The organism is Sphingomonas naasensis, assembly GCF_004792695.1.
Classification (GTDB): domain Bacteria; phylum Pseudomonadota; class Alphaproteobacteria; order Sphingomonadales; family Sphingomonadaceae; genus Sphingomonas; species Sphingomonas naasensis.
Map to the genome: position 1 here is coordinate 174885 of NZ_SRXU01000007.1, position 17814 is coordinate 192698.

The 17814-nt window shown below is 68.5% G+C and carries 21 protein-coding genes; 10 read left to right on the forward strand and 11 right to left on the reverse strand.

Annotated elements, in window-relative coordinates:
• Positions 1 to 86 precede the first annotated feature (86 nt).
• Genes ubiA through E5A74_RS16245 form a run of 3 tightly spaced genes read left to right on the forward strand, consistent with a single transcriptional unit; the run spans position 87 to position 3174 of the window.
• The gene (gene ubiA, locus E5A74_RS16235) at positions 87 to 1007 is read left to right on the forward strand and encodes a 4-hydroxybenzoate octaprenyltransferase (protein WP_135986666.1); all 921 of its coding nucleotides are present in this window, start codon (positions 87 to 89) and stop codon (positions 1005 to 1007) included.
• Positions 1008 to 1052: 45 nt separating this feature from the next.
• A complete protein-coding gene (locus tag E5A74_RS16240) occupies positions 1053 to 2399 on the forward strand; it encodes a TldD/PmbA family protein (RefSeq protein WP_135986667.1) in 1347 nt (448 codons plus the stop codon).
• Positions 2392 to 3174 carry a 3'(2'),5'-bisphosphate nucleotidase CysQ gene (locus tag E5A74_RS16245; protein ID WP_135986668.1) on the forward strand — a complete coding sequence of 261 codons (783 nt, stop codon included), beginning with the start codon at positions 2392 to 2394 and terminating at the stop codon, positions 3172 to 3174. The genes E5A74_RS16240 and E5A74_RS16245 overlap by 8 nt, the downstream gene beginning before the upstream one ends.
• 60 nt (positions 3175 to 3234) lie before the next feature.
• Here E5A74_RS16245 and E5A74_RS16250 read toward each other — a convergent pair whose 3' ends face one another.
• The gene (locus E5A74_RS16250) at positions 3235 to 4014 is read right to left on the reverse strand and encodes a class I SAM-dependent methyltransferase (RefSeq protein WP_135986669.1); all 780 of its coding nucleotides are present in this window, start codon (positions 4012 to 4014) and stop codon (positions 3235 to 3237) included.
• A gap of 87 nt (positions 4015 to 4101) precedes the next feature.
• On the opposite strand from E5A74_RS16250, the gene E5A74_RS16255 reads away from it, so the two are divergent.
• Positions 4102 to 4560, forward strand: a complete 459-nt coding sequence (locus E5A74_RS16255; RefSeq protein ID WP_135986670.1) for an Rrf2 family transcriptional regulator — start codon at positions 4102 to 4104, stop codon at positions 4558 to 4560.
• Here the strand turns inward: E5A74_RS16255 and E5A74_RS16260 are convergent.
• The 4 genes from E5A74_RS16260 to E5A74_RS16275 form a co-directional block, all read right to left on the reverse strand.
• Positions 4526 to 5074, reverse strand: coding sequence for a hypothetical protein (locus E5A74_RS16260; RefSeq protein ID WP_135986671.1), 549 nt, complete (start codon positions 5072 to 5074; stop codon positions 4526 to 4528). The genes E5A74_RS16255 and E5A74_RS16260 overlap by 35 nt on opposite strands.
• Entirely contained in the window at positions 5071 to 5781 is a 711-nt protein-coding gene (locus E5A74_RS16265) for an MraY family glycosyltransferase (protein ID WP_135986672.1), read from the reverse strand. The genes E5A74_RS16260 and E5A74_RS16265 overlap by 4 nt, the downstream gene beginning before the upstream one ends.
• A 2-nt stretch (positions 5782 to 5783) precedes the next feature.
• Positions 5784 to 6989, reverse strand: coding sequence for a toxic anion resistance protein (locus E5A74_RS16270; RefSeq protein ID WP_135986673.1), 1206 nt, complete (start codon positions 6987 to 6989; stop codon positions 5784 to 5786).
• Positions 6990 to 7087: 98 nt separating this feature from the next.
• Entirely contained in the window at positions 7088 to 7654 is a 567-nt protein-coding gene (locus tag E5A74_RS16275) for an NADPH-dependent FMN reductase (protein ID WP_135986674.1), read from the reverse strand.
• Between the two features lie 95 nt (positions 7655 to 7749).
• Between E5A74_RS16275 and typA the strand changes: the two genes are divergently transcribed.
• Positions 7750 to 9576, forward strand: a complete 1827-nt coding sequence (gene typA, locus E5A74_RS16280) for a translational GTPase TypA (RefSeq protein ID WP_135986675.1) — start codon at positions 7750 to 7752, stop codon at positions 9574 to 9576.
• A gap of 81 nt (positions 9577 to 9657) precedes the next feature.
• Here typA and E5A74_RS16285 read toward each other — a convergent pair whose 3' ends face one another.
• Positions 9658 to 10047: a cupin domain-containing protein gene (locus E5A74_RS16285; RefSeq protein ID WP_135986676.1), complete on the reverse strand. Its 390-nt coding sequence runs from the start codon at positions 10045 to 10047 to the stop codon at positions 9658 to 9660.
• A gap of 152 nt (positions 10048 to 10199) precedes the next feature.
• Between E5A74_RS16285 and E5A74_RS16290 the strand changes: the two genes are divergently transcribed.
• On the forward strand, positions 10200 to 11075 hold the full coding sequence (locus tag E5A74_RS16290) for a hypothetical protein (RefSeq protein WP_135986677.1): 876 nt from the start codon (positions 10200 to 10202) through the stop codon (positions 11073 to 11075).
• A complete protein-coding gene (locus tag E5A74_RS16295) occupies positions 11072 to 12049 on the forward strand; it encodes a GGDEF domain-containing protein (RefSeq protein WP_135986678.1) in 978 nt (325 codons plus the stop codon). The genes E5A74_RS16290 and E5A74_RS16295 overlap by 4 nt, the downstream gene beginning before the upstream one ends.
• 3 nt (positions 12050 to 12052) lie before the next feature.
• On the opposite strand, the gene E5A74_RS16300 is transcribed toward E5A74_RS16295, so the two are convergent.
• The 3 genes from E5A74_RS16300 to E5A74_RS16310 form a co-directional block, all read right to left on the reverse strand.
• Positions 12053 to 12412, reverse strand: coding sequence for a DUF3060 domain-containing protein (locus E5A74_RS16300; RefSeq protein ID WP_135986679.1), 360 nt, complete (start codon positions 12410 to 12412; stop codon positions 12053 to 12055).
• Between the two features lie 77 nt (positions 12413 to 12489).
• A complete protein-coding gene (locus tag E5A74_RS16305; RefSeq protein WP_135986680.1) occupies positions 12490 to 12981 on the reverse strand; it encodes a methylated-DNA--[protein]-cysteine S-methyltransferase in 492 nt (163 codons plus the stop codon).
• A gap of 65 nt (positions 12982 to 13046) precedes the next feature.
• Positions 13047 to 13448 carry an EVE domain-containing protein gene (locus tag E5A74_RS16310; protein WP_135986681.1) on the reverse strand — a complete coding sequence of 134 codons (402 nt, stop codon included), beginning with the start codon at positions 13446 to 13448 and terminating at the stop codon, positions 13047 to 13049.
• 139 nt (positions 13449 to 13587) lie between these two features.
• Here E5A74_RS16310 and E5A74_RS16315 point away from each other — a divergent pair, with 139 nt between their 5' ends.
• The 3 genes from E5A74_RS16315 (at position 13588) to E5A74_RS16325 (ending at position 15966) form a co-directional block, all read left to right on the forward strand.
• Complete coding sequence (locus tag E5A74_RS16315; protein WP_135986682.1) at positions 13588 to 13944, forward strand: hypothetical protein; 357 nt, start codon at positions 13588 to 13590, stop codon at positions 13942 to 13944.
• A gap of 83 nt (positions 13945 to 14027) precedes the next feature.
• Positions 14028 to 15674 carry an FAD-dependent oxidoreductase gene (locus tag E5A74_RS16320; RefSeq protein ID WP_135986683.1) on the forward strand — a complete coding sequence of 549 codons (1647 nt, stop codon included), beginning with the start codon at positions 14028 to 14030 and terminating at the stop codon, positions 15672 to 15674.
• Positions 15675 to 15690: 16 nt separating this feature from the next.
• A complete protein-coding gene (locus E5A74_RS16325; RefSeq protein WP_135986684.1) occupies positions 15691 to 15966 on the forward strand; it encodes a DUF3297 family protein in 276 nt (91 codons plus the stop codon).
• A gap of 100 nt (positions 15967 to 16066) precedes the next feature.
• On the opposite strand, the gene bla is transcribed toward E5A74_RS16325, so the two are convergent.
• Positions 16067 to 16951, reverse strand: a complete 885-nt coding sequence (bla, locus tag E5A74_RS16330) for a class A beta-lactamase (protein ID WP_135986685.1) — start codon at positions 16949 to 16951, stop codon at positions 16067 to 16069.
• A gap of 98 nt (positions 16952 to 17049) precedes the next feature.
• Positions 17050 to 17799, reverse strand: coding sequence for an isocitrate lyase/PEP mutase family protein (locus E5A74_RS16335; RefSeq protein ID WP_135986686.1), 750 nt, complete (start codon positions 17797 to 17799; stop codon positions 17050 to 17052).
• Positions 17800 to 17814 lie beyond the last annotated feature (15 nt).

Here is a 17814-nt window from a genome sequence, read left to right on the forward strand (position 1 = left end):
CCCTGCAGGCGATTTGTCGCCGGAATATGCCGCAATGTTGCAATCGCCGGCTTGATCTTTGCCCGGCCAGCACGAAGGACGGTGCGATGGCCGCCGCACCCGAAATCGTCCCCGACACCGAGCATCGCGGATTGGTCGGATTGCTGCCTCCGACGCTGCGCGCCTATGCGCTGCTCGCGCGCTTCGATCGGCCGATCGGCTGGTGGCTGCTGTTCTGGCCGGGCGCGTGGTCGATCGCGCTCGCCGGCAAGGCCGTCGAATGGTGGGACATGCTCCTGTGGTTTCTGCTCGGCAGCATCGCGATGCGCGGCGCGGGCTGCGTCTATAACGACATCGTCGATCGCGATCTCGATCGCCAGGTCGCGCGCACCGCCAGCCGCCCGCTCGCCAGCGGCGCGGTGTCGCTCAAGGCGGCATGGGCGTGGCTGGTGTCGCTCTGCCTGATCGGCCTCGTCGTGCTGCTCCAGCTCAGCCTGATCGGCGCCATCGTCGCGCTCGCCAGCCTCGCGCTGGTCGCCGCCTATCCGTTCATGAAGCGGATCACCTGGTGGCCGCAGGCGTGGCTCGGGCTCGTCTTCTCCTGGGCGGCGCTGGTCGGCTGGGCGCAGTTCGGGCTCAAGCCCTGGGGCTGGCATCCGGGGCTGCTCCTCTATGCCGGCTGCATCTTCTGGGTGATCGGCTACGACACGATCTACGCGCTGCAGGATGTCGAGGACGACGCGCTGGTCGGGGTGCGCTCCTCGGCGCGCCGGCTCGGCGGCCATGTCCGCGCCGGTGTCGCGGGCTTCTATGCGCTCGCCCTGGCGCTGTGGGGGGCGGCGCTCTGGCAGCTCCGCCCCGATCCGGTCGCGCTCGCGACGCTGCTGCCGATGGCGCTGCACCTGTTCTGGCAGCTGGCCACGCTCGTGCCCGCCGACGGCGCCAATGCGCTCCATCGCTTCCGCTCGAACCGCAATGCCGGGCTGCTGATGTTCGCGGCCTGCTTCGTGGTCGGCCAGACAGTTTGACCCCGCCGCTTTGACGTCGGGGGCGCGGCTCCCTAAGTCGCTGCGATGCTGACCGAGTCCCAGGCCTGTGCGCGCGTCCACGACATCGTCGATCGGGCCCGCGCGGCGGGCGCCGACGCTTCCGACGCGGTTTTCGCCGCCGATCGCTCGCTCTCGGTGTCGGTGCGGATGGGCGCGCTCGAGGACGTCGAGCGTTCGGAGAGCGAGGAGCTCGGGCTGCGCGTCTTTGTCGGGCGCCGTTCGGCGAGCGTCTCGACCTCGGACCTCGGCAGCGAGTCGCTCGATGCGCTGGTCGAGCGCGCGCTCGCGATGGCGCGCGAGGCGCCCGAGGACAAATGGGCCGGACTCGCGCCGCAGGAGCGGCTGATGCACGGCAGCGCGCCGCTACTCGATCTCGACGACGGCGCGAACGAGCCGCCCGAGGCGCTCAAGGCGCGCGCTTTGGCCGCGGAGGAGGCGGCGCGCGGGGTGGCCGGCGTGACCAACAGCGAAGGCGCCGGCGCGGGCGCCAGCCGCGCGCTCGTCGCGATCGCCACCAGCCACGGCTTCACCGGCGCCTATGCCCAGACCAGCCACGGCCTCTCGGCCAGTGTGCTCGCCGGCAGCGGCGGCGCGATGGAGCGCGACCATGCCCATCACAGCGCGCGCCACGCGGCGCTGCTCGATGCGCCCGAAGTGATCGGCCGGCTCGCCGGCGAGCGCGCGGTGGCGCGGCTCGATCCGGTCAAGGTGCCCAGCGGCGCGATGCCGGTGGTGTTCGATCGCCGCGTCTCCGCGGGCCTCGTCGGCCACATGCTCGGCGCGATCTCGGGGGCGGCGATCACCCGCAAGACCAGCTTCCTGCTCGATTGCCTCGGCAAGCAGATCTTCGCGAGGGGCGTGACGATCTGCGACGATCCGCACCGTCCGCGCGGGCTGCGCTCGCGTCCGTTCGACGGCGAGGGGTTGCCGGTGCTGCCGCTCAAGCTGATCGATCAGGGCATGCTCGAAACCTGGCTGCTCGACAGCGCCTCGGCGCGCCAGCTCGGGCTCGAGCCCACCGGCCATGCCGCACGCGGCGGCGCCGGCGCGCCAGGCGTGGCGCCGAGCAACCTCTATATGCAGCCCGGCAGCATCCCGCCCGAGACTTTGGTCGGCGAGATCGATCGCGGCATCCTCGTCACCGAGCTGATCGGGCAGGGCGTCAACGCCGTCACCGGGGATTACAGCCGCGGCGCGGCCGGCTTCCTGATCGAGAAGGGCGAGATCACCCGCGCGGTTTCCGAGATCACCATCGCAGGCAACCTCAAGGACATGTTCCTCGCGCTCACCCCGGCCAACGACCTCGAGTTCCGCTACGGGATCAACGCGCCGACCCTGCGCATCGACGGGATGACGGTCGCCGGTGAATAAGGATCTGCTCGCCGAAGTCGCCGAGATCGCCGCCGATGCCGGCCGCTTCGCGATCAAGCTGTGGAACACCGATTTCCGCCGCTGGGAAAAGGCGCCGGGCAACCCGGTCTGCGCGGTCGATCTCGAGGTCGACGGCATGCTCCGCTATCGGCTCGGCGAGCTGCTCCCCGATGCCGGCTGGCTCTCCGAGGAGACGATCGACAGCGCCGCGCGGCTCGATGCCGACCGGATCTGGGTGGTCGATCCGATCGACGGCACGCGCGACTATCTGCGCGGGCGCCCCGGCTGGGCGGTATCGATCGCGCTGGTCGACAAGGGCCGGCCGGTGCTCGGTGTGCTCGATGCGCCGGCGCGCGAGGAGGTGTGGGTCGCCGAGGCCGGCAACGGGGCCTTCCGCAATGGCGAGCGCCTGCGCGTTGCCGCGCGGAGCGAACTCGCCGGGGCGCGCGTGCCTGCCGATCAGCTCTCGAAGGTCGATCACGACCTCGTCATGGTCGCCAAGCCCAATTCGATCGCGCTGCGTATCGCGATGGTCGCGGCGGGCGAGGCCGATCTCCTCGCCACGATCCGCTGGGGCAATGAATGGGACATCGCCGCCGCGGTGCTGCTCGCCGGGGAGGCAGGCGCGGCGGTCAGCGACGCGTTCGGACGGCCGCTGGCATTCAACACCCCCGACGCGCAGGCGTTCGGCGTGCTGGCGACCGCGCCGGGGATCCATGCCGCGGCGGTCGAGCGGTTGCGTGAGCGTGCCGAGGCGGCGGTGGGCGGGCGTTAGACGTCCGCCATATCCATAGTCGTCACCCCGGCCCAGGGTCGGGATGACGGAGCGTCGGGATCACCGCCGGGCCACCGCGATGAGCGCCGTCGACGGCACCGGCAGCACGTTCCTGCCGCCGGCGCGGCGATAGACCTCGTCGATCACCTTCTGCTGGTCGTCCGGCCCGAGCGCGCCCCAATCCTCGCTCAGCCCGAACTGGGTCTCGGGATCGAGATTGGTCATCCGCAGCAGATAGTCGCTGGTCATCGTCTCGATCGCCGGCGCGTCGAAGCCGGCGGCGACCATCTCGGCGGATAGCGTGTCGGGCTTGCCGAGCCAGGTCAGCCCCTCGGGCAGGCCGGTCCGCCATTCGCGCTCCGGAAACAGGCCGCGGACGACTTCGCCCAGCAGCAGATGCGTCGCCGCGCCCTTGCTCTGCCACGTCGCCACCACGCCGTGCCCGCCGGGCCGGGTGACCCGCGCCATCTCCGCCAGCCCCCTGCGCCAATCGGGGAACATCATCACCCCGAAAACCGAGAACACCGCGTCGAACGAAGCGTCGGGCAAGTCGAGCGCCTGCCCGTCCATCGTCCGGCCTTCGAGATTGGGCAGGCCGTGGCGCGTCACCCGTGCCACCATGCCCGGCGAGAAGTCGGTCGCCAGCACCTGCGCGCCCGCCCATGCCGCCGCCAGCGCGAGCGCGCCGGTGCCGGTGGCGACGTCGAGCAGCCGGGTCTGCGGGGTCAGCCGGATCCGCGCGAGCGCCGCTTCGGCGAACGGCGCGGTGAACGGGTGCGCAGTCTCCTCATAATGTTTCGCCATGTCGTTCCAGCGATCGGGGTCGTTCATTCGGCGCATGCCTGGCTCCTTGCGAATCACGTAACATCAAATGTATCATGATGCGCGCGACTTGCCAATCGTGGCGAGGGCGCCAAGGATCGAGCGATGCGACGCGACAGCCGGCTTTCCCGAATGCTCCACGTGCTGCTCCATATGGCGCGGCACGACGGGCCGATGACGTCGGATGCGATCGCGTCGATGCTGCGGACCAATCCGGTGGTTGTCCGCCGCACCATGGCGGGCCTGCGCGACGCGGGCTATGTCCGCTCGGAAAAGGGCCATGGCGGCGGCTGGGTGCTCGCCTGCGATCTCGACAGCATCTCGCTGCTCGACGTCCACCGCGCCGTCGGCGGGCCGCAGGTCTTCGCGATCGGCAACGAGGCGGGGCCGACGCATTGCCTCGTCGAGACGCTCGTCAACGAAGCGGTGGCCGACGCGCTCAGCGAAGCCGAGGCGCTGCTGATCGCCCGGTTTGGTGCGGTCAGCCTCGGCGAACTCGCACGCGGGTTCGACGCGCGCTACGCGGAGGCTAAAGCGCTGGCGGAGTCCAGGGGGCGAGCTTGAGGCGCGACCGCGCCTTGCCGATATAGCTGGTCAGCCGCTTGCGATACGAGGCCTCGCCGCCATCCGCGCCGATGCCATATTCCCAATAGTCGTCGACCACCCAGCCCGTCGTGGTCCGCGCGAAGACGAGCTTGAGATTGGGACTGCCGCCGCGCTTGAAGGTGAGCACGGCCTCGGCGCGATCGGCGGCGGGGAAGCGCACCGCCACGCCGATCTTCGCCCAGTTCACGTCGCCGGTGTCCTGGCACTGACAGAGCATGTCATATTCCTCGCTGCATTCGCCGAGCGAGGAGCCGTCGCCGTCGACGGCGTCGATTTTCGTCTGCATCGCCGCGCATTGCTTCCGCGTCGCGTCGAGCCGCGCGGTCTGGCGCAGCTCGGGTCCCGGAGTGGCGTCGGGGTTGGCATAGGTCGCATAGGCGGCGCGGACCATGCCGCGGATCGCGGCTTCGTCGGGCTTGGCCTGCGGCGCGGCGTGGGCGGCGGCGAGCGCCGCGACCAGCCCGAGGATCATGCCATGTCCTCGCCCTGATATTTGATCTGCAGATAGCGCCCGCGCGTCGCGAGCAGGTCGAGATCGCCCTGCGCCAGCTGCGTCGACATCTCGGCGATCTCGTCGTCGATCACCTGCAGCCCCTGCGCGAGCTGCTGGTCGGGGGTGAGCCCGTTGCGCTCGACCCGGCGCAGCGGCTCGGGCACCCGGCCATAGCCCTTGATCAGCTCGGGCAGCTGCTCGCCGACCAGCTTGCGCACTTCGCCCGCCGCCGGCGACTGCTCGTCGAGCTGGGCGAGCTGCGGGGCGAGGATCTCGAGCTTGACGCCGATCGAGTCGACCAGCCCGCGCACCGGCGAAGGCAGCGCCAGCCGCTGGCTCTCCAGCCAGCGCTCGGTGGTCACCGGCAGCGCCTTGAGCGGCACTTCGGCGAGCTTCTCGACCGTGGGCGGGGTGCTTGCCGGCAGCACCGCGAACACCATCGTCGCCACGATCAGCAGCACCGCGACGAGCAGCGCGCCCATCATGCCGAGCGGCGCCACCGCGAGCGCGAAGACGATCGCCGCGACGATGATCAGCCCGTCGGCCATGGCGATGCGCCCGACCCTGCGCACCACCTCGGCCTCGCGATGCTGCTTGCTGCGCTTCGAGACCGAGGCGTGGCGCTCGCGCGAACGCTCGAGCAGCTCGTCGCCGCGCTGGACCAGACGATCGACGTCGGTGGGCACCTTTACATCGCCTCCAGCTTGAAGGTGTCGGCCCCGCCGCCGCCCTGGTTCTGGGTGGCGCCCTCGGCGCGGGCGATATAGCCCTTCGACTTCTCGACTTCGTTCGACAGCGTGTTGACCGTGGTCTTCATGCTGTCGAGCGCCTTGAGCTTGAACGTGTCGATCGCGTCCATCGTGTCGTAGATGTTCTGGAAGGCGCGCTGGAGCGTCTCGACCGGGATCGTCGAGTTCGCGGCCTGCTCGTGGATCGCCGCGGTATTGCTCTTCAGAAGCGCGCCGGTCGAATCGATCAGCCCCGCGGTGGTGGTGTTGAGCGCGGTGATCTGGTCGAGCACCAGCTTCTGGTTGGTCAGCGCCTGCGCGACGGTCACCGCGGTGCGCAGCGCGGACACCGTCGTGGTGGACGCGCGGTCGACCCCCTTCACCAGCTCGACATTGTTCTTCTTGACGAGGTCGAGCGCAAGATAGCCCTGCACCGTCACCGCCATCTGGGTGAGCAGGTCTTGCGTGCGCTGGCGGACATAGAACAGCGCGGTCTCGCGCACCGCCTTGGCCTTGGCCGGGTCGCTATGGTCGAGCTCGTTGGCCTTGTCCTCGAGCTTGGCGTCCATCGCCTTGGACAGATAGATCATCTGCTCGAGCCGGCCCATCGAGGCCCAGAGATTGGCGCGCTCGGTGTCGATCGCGGCATTGTCCATCAGCAGCTCGTCCTTGCCGCTCGACAGGCTCTTGAGGATTCCGTTGATGTGGCTCTGCGACGATTGGTACTTGCGGAAATACTGTTTGAGCGGCGAACCGCCGAACAACTTGGCGAGGAAGCCGTCATTGCCGCCGACCAGCTTGCCGTTGCGGCCCGGATCGAGCTCCTCGACGGTCTTGCGCAGCGCGAGCAGATCGGCGCCGACGCCGCTTTCGCTGCTGATCGCGCGCACCGGGCGATCGAGGAAGCGATTGGACTGGCCCGCCGCGTCGCGGATTTCCTTCTGGCCCATCGCCGCGATCGCATCGACGCGCTTGCCGAATTCGGGCGAGTTGACGTCCTGCGCGATCAGATCGTCGATGAAGCCGTCGACGCGCTTCTCGAGCTCGGTCTTCTTGGCATCCTCCACCGGAACCAGCCCGGCGGCCTTCTCGGGCGCCACCACCTTCACCGGCTCGGGCGGGGTGAGCACCAGATCCTGTTCGGCCACTGCAGTCTCGGTTGCCATCTATAACCCTCCAAAGCTGTCGCGACCCAGCATAAGGGCATCGCGGCAGCTATCCAAGTGTGTCATGTAGATAGTACACCTACGGCGGTTCGCCAAGCTCAGCCGCGCGCCGTCCGAAGCGCGTTGCCCCACCAGAGCAGCTCGTCGAACAGATGCCCGGTCCAGCGCAGGTCCTTGTCGTCGCCGGTGAACGTCCCGTCCTGCACCTTGCCCCACACCCCCATGATGTGGACCGATGCCTCGAGCGGCGCCATCTGCAGCTCGCGGGTCACGCAGGTCAGCAGCTCGATCGAGCGCGCGCCGCCATTGCCGCCATAGCCGACAAAGGTCACCGGCTTGCGGTTCCACTCGGCATAGACGAAGTCGAGCGCGTTCTTCAGCACCGCGGGCGGCCCGTGATTATATTCGGGGCAGATCAGGATATAGCCGTCGGCGCTCGCGATCTTCTCCGCCCAGCGGATCTGCAGCGGATCGCTGTAATGGCCCTGCGCCGGCGGGTGGGCGAAGGGATAGAAGGGCAGATCCCAGTCCTTGAGGTCGATCAGCTCGCAATCGAGCCCCGCGCGCGCGGCCGCCTGCTCGATCACCCAATGGGCGACAGGCTCGGCCATGCGTCCTTCGCGGACGCTGCCCATGATGACGAGAATGCGAAGCGGATCTGCCATGTGTTTATCCCTAGCGGCCCATCCCCTTCCCGCAACGCACAAATTGCGCTAAGGGCGCCCGCGCACCGCACTTCAGCGACATCCAGGACATACGCATGAACCTCCGCAACGTGGCGATCATCGCCCACGTCGATCATGGCAAGACCACGCTCGTCGACCAGCTCTTCCGCCAGTCCGGCACGTTCCGCGACAACCAGCGCGTCGAAGAGCGTGCGATGGATTCGAACGACCTCGAGAAGGAGCGCGGGATCACGATTCTCGCCAAGCCGACCTCGGTCGAGTGGGAAGGCACCCGGATCAACATCGTCGATACCCCCGGCCACGCCGATTTCGGCGGCGAGGTCGAGCGCATCCTGTCGATGGTCGACGGCGTCATCCTGCTCGTCGACAGCTCGGAAGGCGCGATGCCGCAGACCAAGTTCGTCACCGGCAAGGCATTGAAGCTCGGTCTGCGCCCGATCGTCGTGGTCAACAAGGTCGACCGCCCCGATGAGCGCATCCAGGAAGTGCTTGACGAAGTGTTCGATCTGTTCGTGTCGCTCGACGCCAGCGACGAGCAGCTCGATTTCCCGGTGCTCTACGCCTCGGGGCGCAACGGCTATGCCAATGAGGACCCGAGCCTGCGCGAGGGCACGCTCAAGCCGCTGTTCCAGAAGATCGTCGATCACGTGCCGCCGCCCAAGGTCGAGGTCGAAGGCACGCCCTTCACCTTCCTCGTCACGCTGCTCGACCGCGACAATTTCCTCGGCCGCATCCTCACCGGCCGCGTCAATTCGGGCGTGGTCAAGGTCAACCAGCCGATCCACGCGATCGACATGGACGGCAAGGTGATCGAGACCGGTCGCGCGTCGAAGATCATGTCGTTCCGCGGCCTCGATCGCGTTCCGGTCGACGAAGCGCGCGCAGGCGACATCATCTCGCTGGCCGGTCTCACCGTCGCTACCGTGTCGAACACGATCGCCGATACCTCGGTCACCGAAGCCATCCAGGCGCAGCCGATCGATCCGCCGACGCTGTCGATGCGCTTCGCCGTCAACGATTCGCCGATGGCGGGCCGCGAGGGCTCGAAGGTCACCAGCCGCATGATCCGCGACCGTCTCGAGCGCGAAGCCGAGTCGAACGTCGCGATCAAGGTCACCGAGAGCGAGGACCGCGACAGCTTCGAAGTCGCCGGCCGCGGCGAGCTCCAGCTCGGCGTGCTGATCGAGACGATGCGCCGCGAGGGCTTCGAGCTCGGCATCAGCCGTCCGCGCGTGCTGTTCCGCGAGGACGAGAACGGCAAGAAGACCGAGCCGTACGAGACCGTCGTGATCGACGTCGACGACGAATATTCGGGCACGGTCGTCGACAAGATGAACCAGCGCAAAGGCGAGATGACCGACATGCGTCCGTCGGGCGGCGGCAAGACCCGCATCACCTTCTCGGCGCCGTCGCGCGGCCTGATCGGCTATCATGGCGAGTTCCTGTCGGACACCCGTGGCACCGGCATCATGAACCGGCTGTTCGAGAAGTACGGCCCCCACAAGGGCCAGATCGAGGGCCGCAAGAACGGCGTGCTGATCTCGAACGGCAATGGCGAGGCGCAGTCCTATGCGCTCGGTCCGCTCGAGGAGCGCGGCATCCTGTTCGTCGGGCACGGCGAGGCGCTCTACGAGGGCATGATCGTCGGCGAGAACGCCAAGACGGATGACCTCGAGGTCAATCCGATGAAGGCCAAGCAGCTCACCAACTTCCGCGCATCGGGCGGCAAGGACGACGCCGTCCGCCTGACCCCGCCGAAGAAGATGACGCTCGAGCAGGCGATCGCCTATATCGACGACGACGAGATGGTCGAAGTCACCCCGACCAAGATCCGGCTGCGTAAGCGCCACCTCGATCCGCACGAGCGCAAGCGCGCGAGCCGGGCCAAAGCTGCTGCCTGAGGGTTGGCTGGGAGTTGAAGGCGCCGGGGGAAACTCCGGCGCCTTTTCTATTGGTCGGGCGGCGGCGCGGGCCGGCGCCGGCTAGTCCAGATCGGTCTGGATCCAGGTCGGCGAGTGGTGGATGTCGATCGTCTGGAGCCGCCCCGGCCCGAGATTCTCGAACCGGTGCGGAACTCCCGCCGGGCCGAGCACGACTTGCCCCGCGCCCGCATCGAGCACGGCATCGCCGACGAAGAAGCGCGCCTTGCCCGCGACGACGATGAAGGTCTCGTCATAGGGATGCACGTGCAGCCGTGGCCCCGCGCCCACGTCGTCGGTGCCATAGGTCAGTACGGTGATCGCGCCGCCTAGCGCCGCGCCTTCGACGAACCCGCGCCACGGCCCGCCCGCCTCCGGATCGAACAGCGTCGCCTGTGCCGACGGTCGCCCGTCCGGTGCAATCGTTGCGGGATCGAAATCCTTTCGCGCCATCGGTCCTCTCCCATTTTTCGCGCCGGCCGGCGCCGCGTGCCCGGCCCTCGGCCTCCGCCCCTCCGGCCTCCGCAAAATTGCGGAGCGATTAACTACATCTCAACGCGCGCCACGCGACAAGCAGGCTCCTCGCCGCAACGAGCAGGCCGCCCATGCTGCACGCACCGATCATCCCGCCCACACCGGTCCCGCCGAAGATTCCGCCCTATGATTTCCTGCCACAGGTCTTCATCCGCGAGCTGTCCGAAACCGAAGTCGATGTCGCCGAGACGCCGTTCTTCTACAACGACGGCGGCACGCCGGCCTATCTCGCGCGGCTGCCGGACGGGGTGGCGCCGCTCACCCCGGCGCATACCGGCCCCGAAGTGTCGCGCGGCGCGGAGCATCGCGTCACCGGCACGATCGGCTTCAAGCCGACGCCGCCTTACGGCAACGAGACCCAGCTCGGCTTCGAAGGCGAGACGGTCCGCTACGAGCCGATGTGGGCGACGCGCGACGCCGCCGCGGCGTTCGGCATCACTTTGGTCGAGCCGGGGCAGGGGATCGCCATCGACAGCCCCGGCGGGCTACTGCACCAGAATCAATATGAATATGGCGTGTTCGCCGGGCATTGGTCGCCCTATCAGAACACCAATCCGACGGGCCCCGATGGCGGCAACATGCTGCTCAGCGTGGTGTGCACCGATCTCGAGCATCACGATTTCCCGCACGTCTTCGCCTCGACCGACCCGCAATTCCCGCTGGTGATCTCGGGCGGCCGCTACTGGCACCACGAACAGCGGATCTGCCTCGCCGATCTGTGGGTGCCGCAGGGCTCGGCGCTCTATATCCCGCCCAAGCCGCTGCTGCTCGGCAGCCAGTGCATCGACTTGCACAACAACCGCAATTCGGCGCGCGCCGCGTGGGGCGACATCCGCGCGCATTCGATCGTCACCCACACGCTGCTGCAGACCACCGATAGCTTCACTTATTGGTACTGGAACGCGGCGGACACCGAGCACACCCCTCTCGAGGTCTATCGTCCATGACTCTGCCGCTGCACGACAAATATTTCGACCAGTTCCGCGCGCTTCCCGAGCTCGGCGAGGATCCGGCGCTCTACAAGACGCTGCTCGAATCGACGATGGCGATCCCGTGGAAGATCGATTGGGCGACGATGCGCTTCGCCTATATCGGGCCGCAGATCGAGCCGCTGCTCGGCTGGAGCCAGGAGAGCTGGGTCTCGGTCGAGGACTGGGCCGCCCGCATCCACCCCGACGATCGCGACAATGTCGTCAATTTCTGCGTGTCGCAGTCGGTGGCAGGGGTCGATCACGAGGCCGATTACCGCGCGCTGAGCAAGGACAAGGGTCTCGTCTGGATCCGCGATGTCGTCCACGTCGTCCGCAACGAAGCCGGCGAGGTCGAGAGCCTGATCGGCTTCATGTTCGACATCAGCGAGCGCAAGCGGATCGAGCACGAGCTGATCAAGATGCAGAAGAAGCTCGAGGCGCTGTCGTTCGAGGACGGCCTCACCGGCAGCGCCAACCGCCGGATGTTCGACGAGCGGCTGCGCGCCGAGTGGAAGGCCGCGCGCGCGGTGCAGCAGCCGCTGTCGCTGGTGCTGCTCGATATCGATCACTTCAAGCAATATAACGACCTTTACGGCCATGTTCAGGGCGATTCATGCCTCGTCCAGGTCGCCGGTGCGCTCCAGCAGATCGATCTCGGCCTGCGCGGCATCGTCGCGCGCTATGGTGGCGAGGAATTCGCGCTGCTGCTTCCCGAGCGCGACGAGGGCGAGGCGCAGGCGATCGCCGAGAAATGCCGCCAGGCAGTCGAGGCGCTGCGCATCCGCCACCAGCATGCCCCGGGCGAGCACCTGACCGTGAGCGTCGGCGTCGGCACCGTCATCCCGCCAGTCGACGGCGAGGCGCGGCACTTCTGCGACGCGGTCGACAAGCTGCTCTACACCGCCAAGCAGAGCGGGCGGAATCGGGTGGTGTCCAGCTACACCGCCTGATCGTCACCGATCGGGCGAAAGCCGCGAGATGCGGTTGCCTGCACCGGTGACGGCGAGGCGCGGCTTCGCCGTGCCCGGCGCGCGCCACTGGATTTGATTGTCGGCGCCCTCGACATGGACCGCCGAGATCCTCGCCAGATCGACCGTGACGCGGTTGCCCGCGCCGGTGATCGTCAGCCGGGTGCAGGCGCCGGTGATCGTCAGCACATTGCCCGAGCCGACGATCGTCGCCGCGCCTCCGCCGCAATCGAGCGCAGCCTCTTCGTCCGCGCCGGTGAACTCGGCCTGCGCGCAGGCCGGCGCCGCCATGAACATCGCGGCAGGCGCCATTCCCCAAAGCGCGATGTTTCGAAACCCCGGCATCCCGTTCCCCTCGCTCGTTACGCAGCCGAAAGGTTACGCGCGATCCGCGAAGAGGTTCCGCCTTCGGCGCGGGAAGCTTAGGCCTTGCCCGCCCCTCGCTCGATCGCCAGCAGCGTCTCCTTCGCCGCCAGCCCGCCGGCAAACCCGGTCAGCGCGCCATTGGCGCCGATCACCCGGTGGCACGGGGCGATGATCGAGATCGGGTTGCGGCCATTCGCCGCGCCGACGGCGCGGACCGCGCTCGGTCGACCGATCTGGCGGGCGATCGCGCCATAGCTGCGCGTCTCGCCGAACGGGATCGTCAGCAGCGCGGCCCACACCGATTTCTGGAAATCGGTGCCGCGGAAATCGAGCGGCACGTCGAAGCGCGCCCGCTTGCCTGCGAAATAGTCGCCCAGCTGGCGTTCGGCCTCGCGGAGCACCGGATGATCGGGCGCTTCTTCCAGCGCGCCGAGCTTCACCCGTCCCGGGCGATCCTTCTCCCACAGGATGGCGCGGAGCCCGGCATCGCTCGCCACCAGCGTCAGCGCGCCGACGGGGGAGGGGATCGTCTTGCACTTGTCGGTCATGGCATGTCCTTTCGTCGGAAGGATCATGCCGCGCCCGCCGCGCGCATGCTTCCCGCGGCTTGCGCTCAACCCTGGCCCATCGCGAGCAGCACCTGCCATTCGGCGTCGCGCACCGGCGTGACGCTCAGCCGCGACTGGCGGAGCATCTCGAGCTCCTTGAGGCGCGGCTCGGCCTTGATGTCGGGTAGCGGCACAGGTTTGGCGAGCTTTTCGACCGGCTTGACCGCGACGCTCGCCCATTTGCCGTCGTCGCCGTCGGGCTGCCACGCGCGGGTGATCTCCATCACTCCCACCGCGGCCTTTTCGGTGTTCGAATGGTAGAACAGCGCGCGGTCGCCGGGCTGCATGTCCTTGAGGAAGTTGCGCGCGGTATAGTTGCGCACGCCGTTCCATTCGGTGCCCCCGTCGCGGACGAGATCGTCCCACGAATAGGCGTCGGGTTCGGAGCGCAGGAGCCAGTAAGCCATCGCGCGGGACTAGCCGCCTAAACGCGCGCTGAACACCCGATTCCGAACCGGTTCAGCCGTCGCGCGTTAAAGCTTTAACCTCATGCGCCGCGACTCCACCCCCGGGCCGCCCGGCGCGCGTAACGAGGAGGAGAGTGTGATGGCTAATTGGATCAACAAGGCCGTGCTCGGCACCGCGCTCGGTGCGAGCGTGCTGGTCGCGGTCGCTCCCGCCGCCGAGGCGCAGCGCTATCGCCGCTATCGCCACCATGACGATACCGGCACCGCAATCGTCGCCGGCATCGCCGGGCTCGCGATCGGCGCGGCGCTGGCGAGCGGAAACGACCGCCGCTACGACTATGACCGCCGCTACTATCGCGAGCGCGGCTACTACCCCACCGATGGCTATTATTATCGCGACTATCAGCGGCGCTATCGCGGCTGGGATCGCTGCCACACGCGGCGCGTCTGGGATCCCTATCTCGATCGCCCGGTGCGCGTGCGCTACTGCCGCTAGGCCGGTGACGGCGTGAGACGGGCGGCGCGGGCTTCGGCCCGCGCCGCTCTTCGCATCTGCGGTAGAAACGCTAGACTGGCGGCATGGGACATGATTCGCCAGCGCAACGACCGGACCCCTCCGATCCCTATCTGCGCGCGGCGCAGACCTTTCCCTCTCTGTCGGACGAAATGGCCGCGCGCGTCGCCTCGTTCGGCGCCGAGGAAGTGCTGGCCGATGGCGCGCTGCTGTTCCGCCGCGGCGATCGCAGCGTCGATTTCTTCCTGTGCCTCGATGGTGCGATCGAGATTCTCGACGCCGATGTGAAGGGGCAGGAGAGCGTGGTCCACACCCATGTGCCGCGCCAGTTCACCGGCGAGCTCGATCTGTTCAACGATCGCACGATCCTCGTCACCGCGCGGGCGAAGGGCGAGACGCGGGTGGTGCGCGTCGGGCGTGCCGAGTTCCGCCGGATGATGGCGGCCGAGCCCGATATCGGCGAGATCGTGATGCGCGCCTTCATCCTGCGCCGGGTGGGGATGCTGCTCCACGGCACCGCCGGCGTCGCGCTGGTCGGGCCCAGCCACGCCGCGGACACCGCGCGGATCGAGACCTTCCTGTCGCGCAACGGCATGCCGCACCGCCGGATCGACACCGAGCGCGACTGCGACGCGAGGGGGTTCATGGAATGCTTCGCGCTGACCGAGGCCGATCTGCCGGTGGTGGTCACCGAAGGGCGCGCGCTGCGCAATCCGAGCAACGCCCAGCTCGCCGATGCGCTCGGCCTCGCCTCCTCGGTCGATCCCGATCATGTCCATGACGTCGCGGTGGTCGGCGCGGGGCCGGCGGGGCTGGCCGCGGCGGTCTATGCCGCCTCGGAGGGGCTCGACACGATCGTGATCGAATCGGTCGCGCCCGGCGGGCAGGCGGGGACGAGCTCGAAGATCGAGAATTATCTCGGCTTCCCCACCGGGATCTCGGGCCAGGCGCTCGCCGGCCGCGCGCAGGTCCAGGCGCAGAAATTCGGCGCGCGGCTGCTCGTCTCGCGCGGCGCGGTGGGGATCGATTGCGAGAATCGGCCCTATACGATCACGCTCGACGACGGCGCGACGCTCCAGGCACGCGCGGTGGTGGTCGCCACCGGCGCGCGCTACCGCAAGCTCGATTTGCCGCGCTATGCCGAGCTCGAGGGCAACGGCATCTATTATGCCGCCACGGCGATGGAGGCGGGGCTGTGCGCCGCGCAGACCGCGGTGGTGATCGGCGGAGGCAATTCGGCGGGGCAGGCGGCGATGTACCTGTCGCGCAGCGCCGGGCACGTCCATATGCTGGTGCGCGGCGCCGGGCTGGCGGCGACGATGTCGCGCTATCTGATCGAGCGGATCGAGGCCTCGGACCGGATCACGCTCCACCCCTGGTGCGAAGTCACCGGGCTCGAGGGCGATCGGCATCTCAAGTCGCTCAGCTGGACCGATCGGCGCAGCGGCGCCACCCAGCAGCACGATGTCGGCGCCCTGTTCGTGATGATCGGCGCCCAGCCCAATACCGACTGGCTCGACGGCTGCGTCGAGCTCGATCAGGCCGGGTTCGTCAAGACCGGTTCGGGCGAGACCTTCTGCTCCTCGGCGCACGGCATCTTCGCGGTGGGCGATGTGCGTGCGGGCTCGGTCAAGCGCGTCGCTTCCGGGGTGGGCGAGGGCTCGGTGGTGGTCTCGGCGATCCACCGTTATCTTGAAAGCCTCGAGCAATAGCGGCAAAGGGCGCCCCATGAGTGATACGCCTCCCGACCGCCTGTCGGTCAATCCGAACAGCCCGCATTTCCAGCGCGAAGTGCTCGAGCGCGGCATCGGCATTCGTTTCAAGGGCGTCGAGCGCCACGATGTCGAGGAATACAGCATCTCCGAAGGCTGGATCCGCGTCGGGCTCGGCAAGAAGGTCGATCGCAAGGGCCAGCCGCTGACGATCAAGCTCACCGGCCCGGTCGAGGCCTGGTTCGAGCGCCCGGCAGAGGGCGAGGCCGCCGGGGACGAAGCCGAAGGCTGATCGTCGCCGACGATAGTCGCCGTGCCTATGCAGGCCGGAGCGTCGGCGGTGGGCGATTCGCGCGAACCCGAAGCTCCGGCCTTCGGTCTCGATGGCTCGGTCAGCCCAGCGCCGCCACGATCGCGCGGCCGACCTGCGCGTGCAGCGGCCGGGTCTGGCCCTGTGGCAGCGTGCTTCCTGTGAAATAGCTCGCGACGACCAGCGGCGCGCCGCGCGGCCGCCACAGCACCGCGACCTGATTGTCGGTGCCGTGCCCGCCGGTACCGGTCTTGTCGCCCGCCTGCCAGCCCTCGGGCAGCGCCGCGCGGATGCCGTTGAGGCCGGTGCGGGTGGCCTTCAGCCACGCGATCAGCTGGGCGCGGCTCGTGGGGGCGAGCGCACCGCCCAATACCAGCCGCCGGGCGAGATCCGCCATCGCGTCGGGCGTGGTGGTGTCGCGCATGTCGCCGGGCGCGCCTTCGCCCATCGCGGTCTCCCAGCGGTCGAGCCGGGTCACCGGATCGCCGAACGCGCGCAGCCGTCGCGTGAAGCCGGCGGGGCCGCCGATCGTGCGAAGCAGCAAATTGGCGGCGGTATTGTCGCTCACCGTGATCGTCGCGTGGCAGAGCTCGCCGACGCTGGCGCTGCCGCCGGCGCGCTTCTCGCTGAAGGGCGAGTTGCTGACGATGTCCGCCGCCGCGACGGGGATGCGGCGCGCCAGCGTCTCGCGCTTCGCCTCGACCTGTTTGAGGATCGCCGCGCCGAGCGCGAGCTTGAACGTGCTGCACATCGGGAAGCGCTGATCGGCGTGCAGGCCGAAGCGTTCGCCCGAGCCGGTGTCGATCACCGCGAGGCCGAGCTTGCCGCCGCTCGCGCGCTCGACGGCGAGGATCGCGTTGCGGAAATCGGGGCCGAAGCGTGCGGGCGCAGTTTTTCTCGGGGCTGCGGCCACCGATGTCGCCGCGACCGCGCAGCCGCTCGCCCAGAGGAATGTACGTCGATCCATGTGATGTCTCCCTTCCGCGCAGTGGATGCCGCTACGCAAGCGAGATGCGCAAAGGATCAAATCTCGGCGGAGCCATGAATCGAATTCATGGCAGCCGCCTAATCGGCGAACGCCGCGCGCGCCGCGTCCTCGAACGCCTTGAGCGCCAGCATGTGCGGGAAGGGGCCGTGGCTGATCCGCGCGACGCCCGCCGCGGCGACGTCCTTCGCCGACGGTGCGCCGGGAAAGGCCATGAAGTTCACCGGCAGCGGCGAGGCGGCGCAGACTTGCGCGAGCAAGTCGAGATTCGCCAGCCCGGGGACGAAGAAGCCGCTCGCGCCCGCTTCGGCATAGGCATGCGCACGTTCGATCGCAGCGTCGGTCTTGGCCTGATCATGCGTATCGGGTTTCGCCTGCAGGAAGATGTCGGTGCGCGCGTTGAGGAAGAAGTCTGCGCCGGCGCCGCGCCGCGCCGCCGCGATTCGCTGCGCCTGCACCTCGATCGGGTGGATGCCCTCGCCGCCGATCACCTGATCCTCGAAATTGCATCCGATCGCGCCGGTGGCGGCGAGCGCGGCGAGGTTGGCGGCGAGCGTCGCGCCGTCCTGCGCATAGCCGCTCTCGAAATCGATCGTGACCGGCAGGTCGACCGCCGCGACGACGCGTTCGGCATTGGCGAGCGCGAGTTCGAGCGACAGATCCTCGCCGTCGCCGACGCCGTGCGCGGTGGCGACCGAGGCGCTGCCCGTGGCGATCGCCCTGGCACCGGCCTGCGCGGCGACCCTCGCCGATCCGGCGTCCCAGACATTGAACAGGATCAGCGGATTGCCGGGGATGTGCAGCGCCGCGAAAGACTCGAACCTCGCCATGGAATGCCTCCTGAT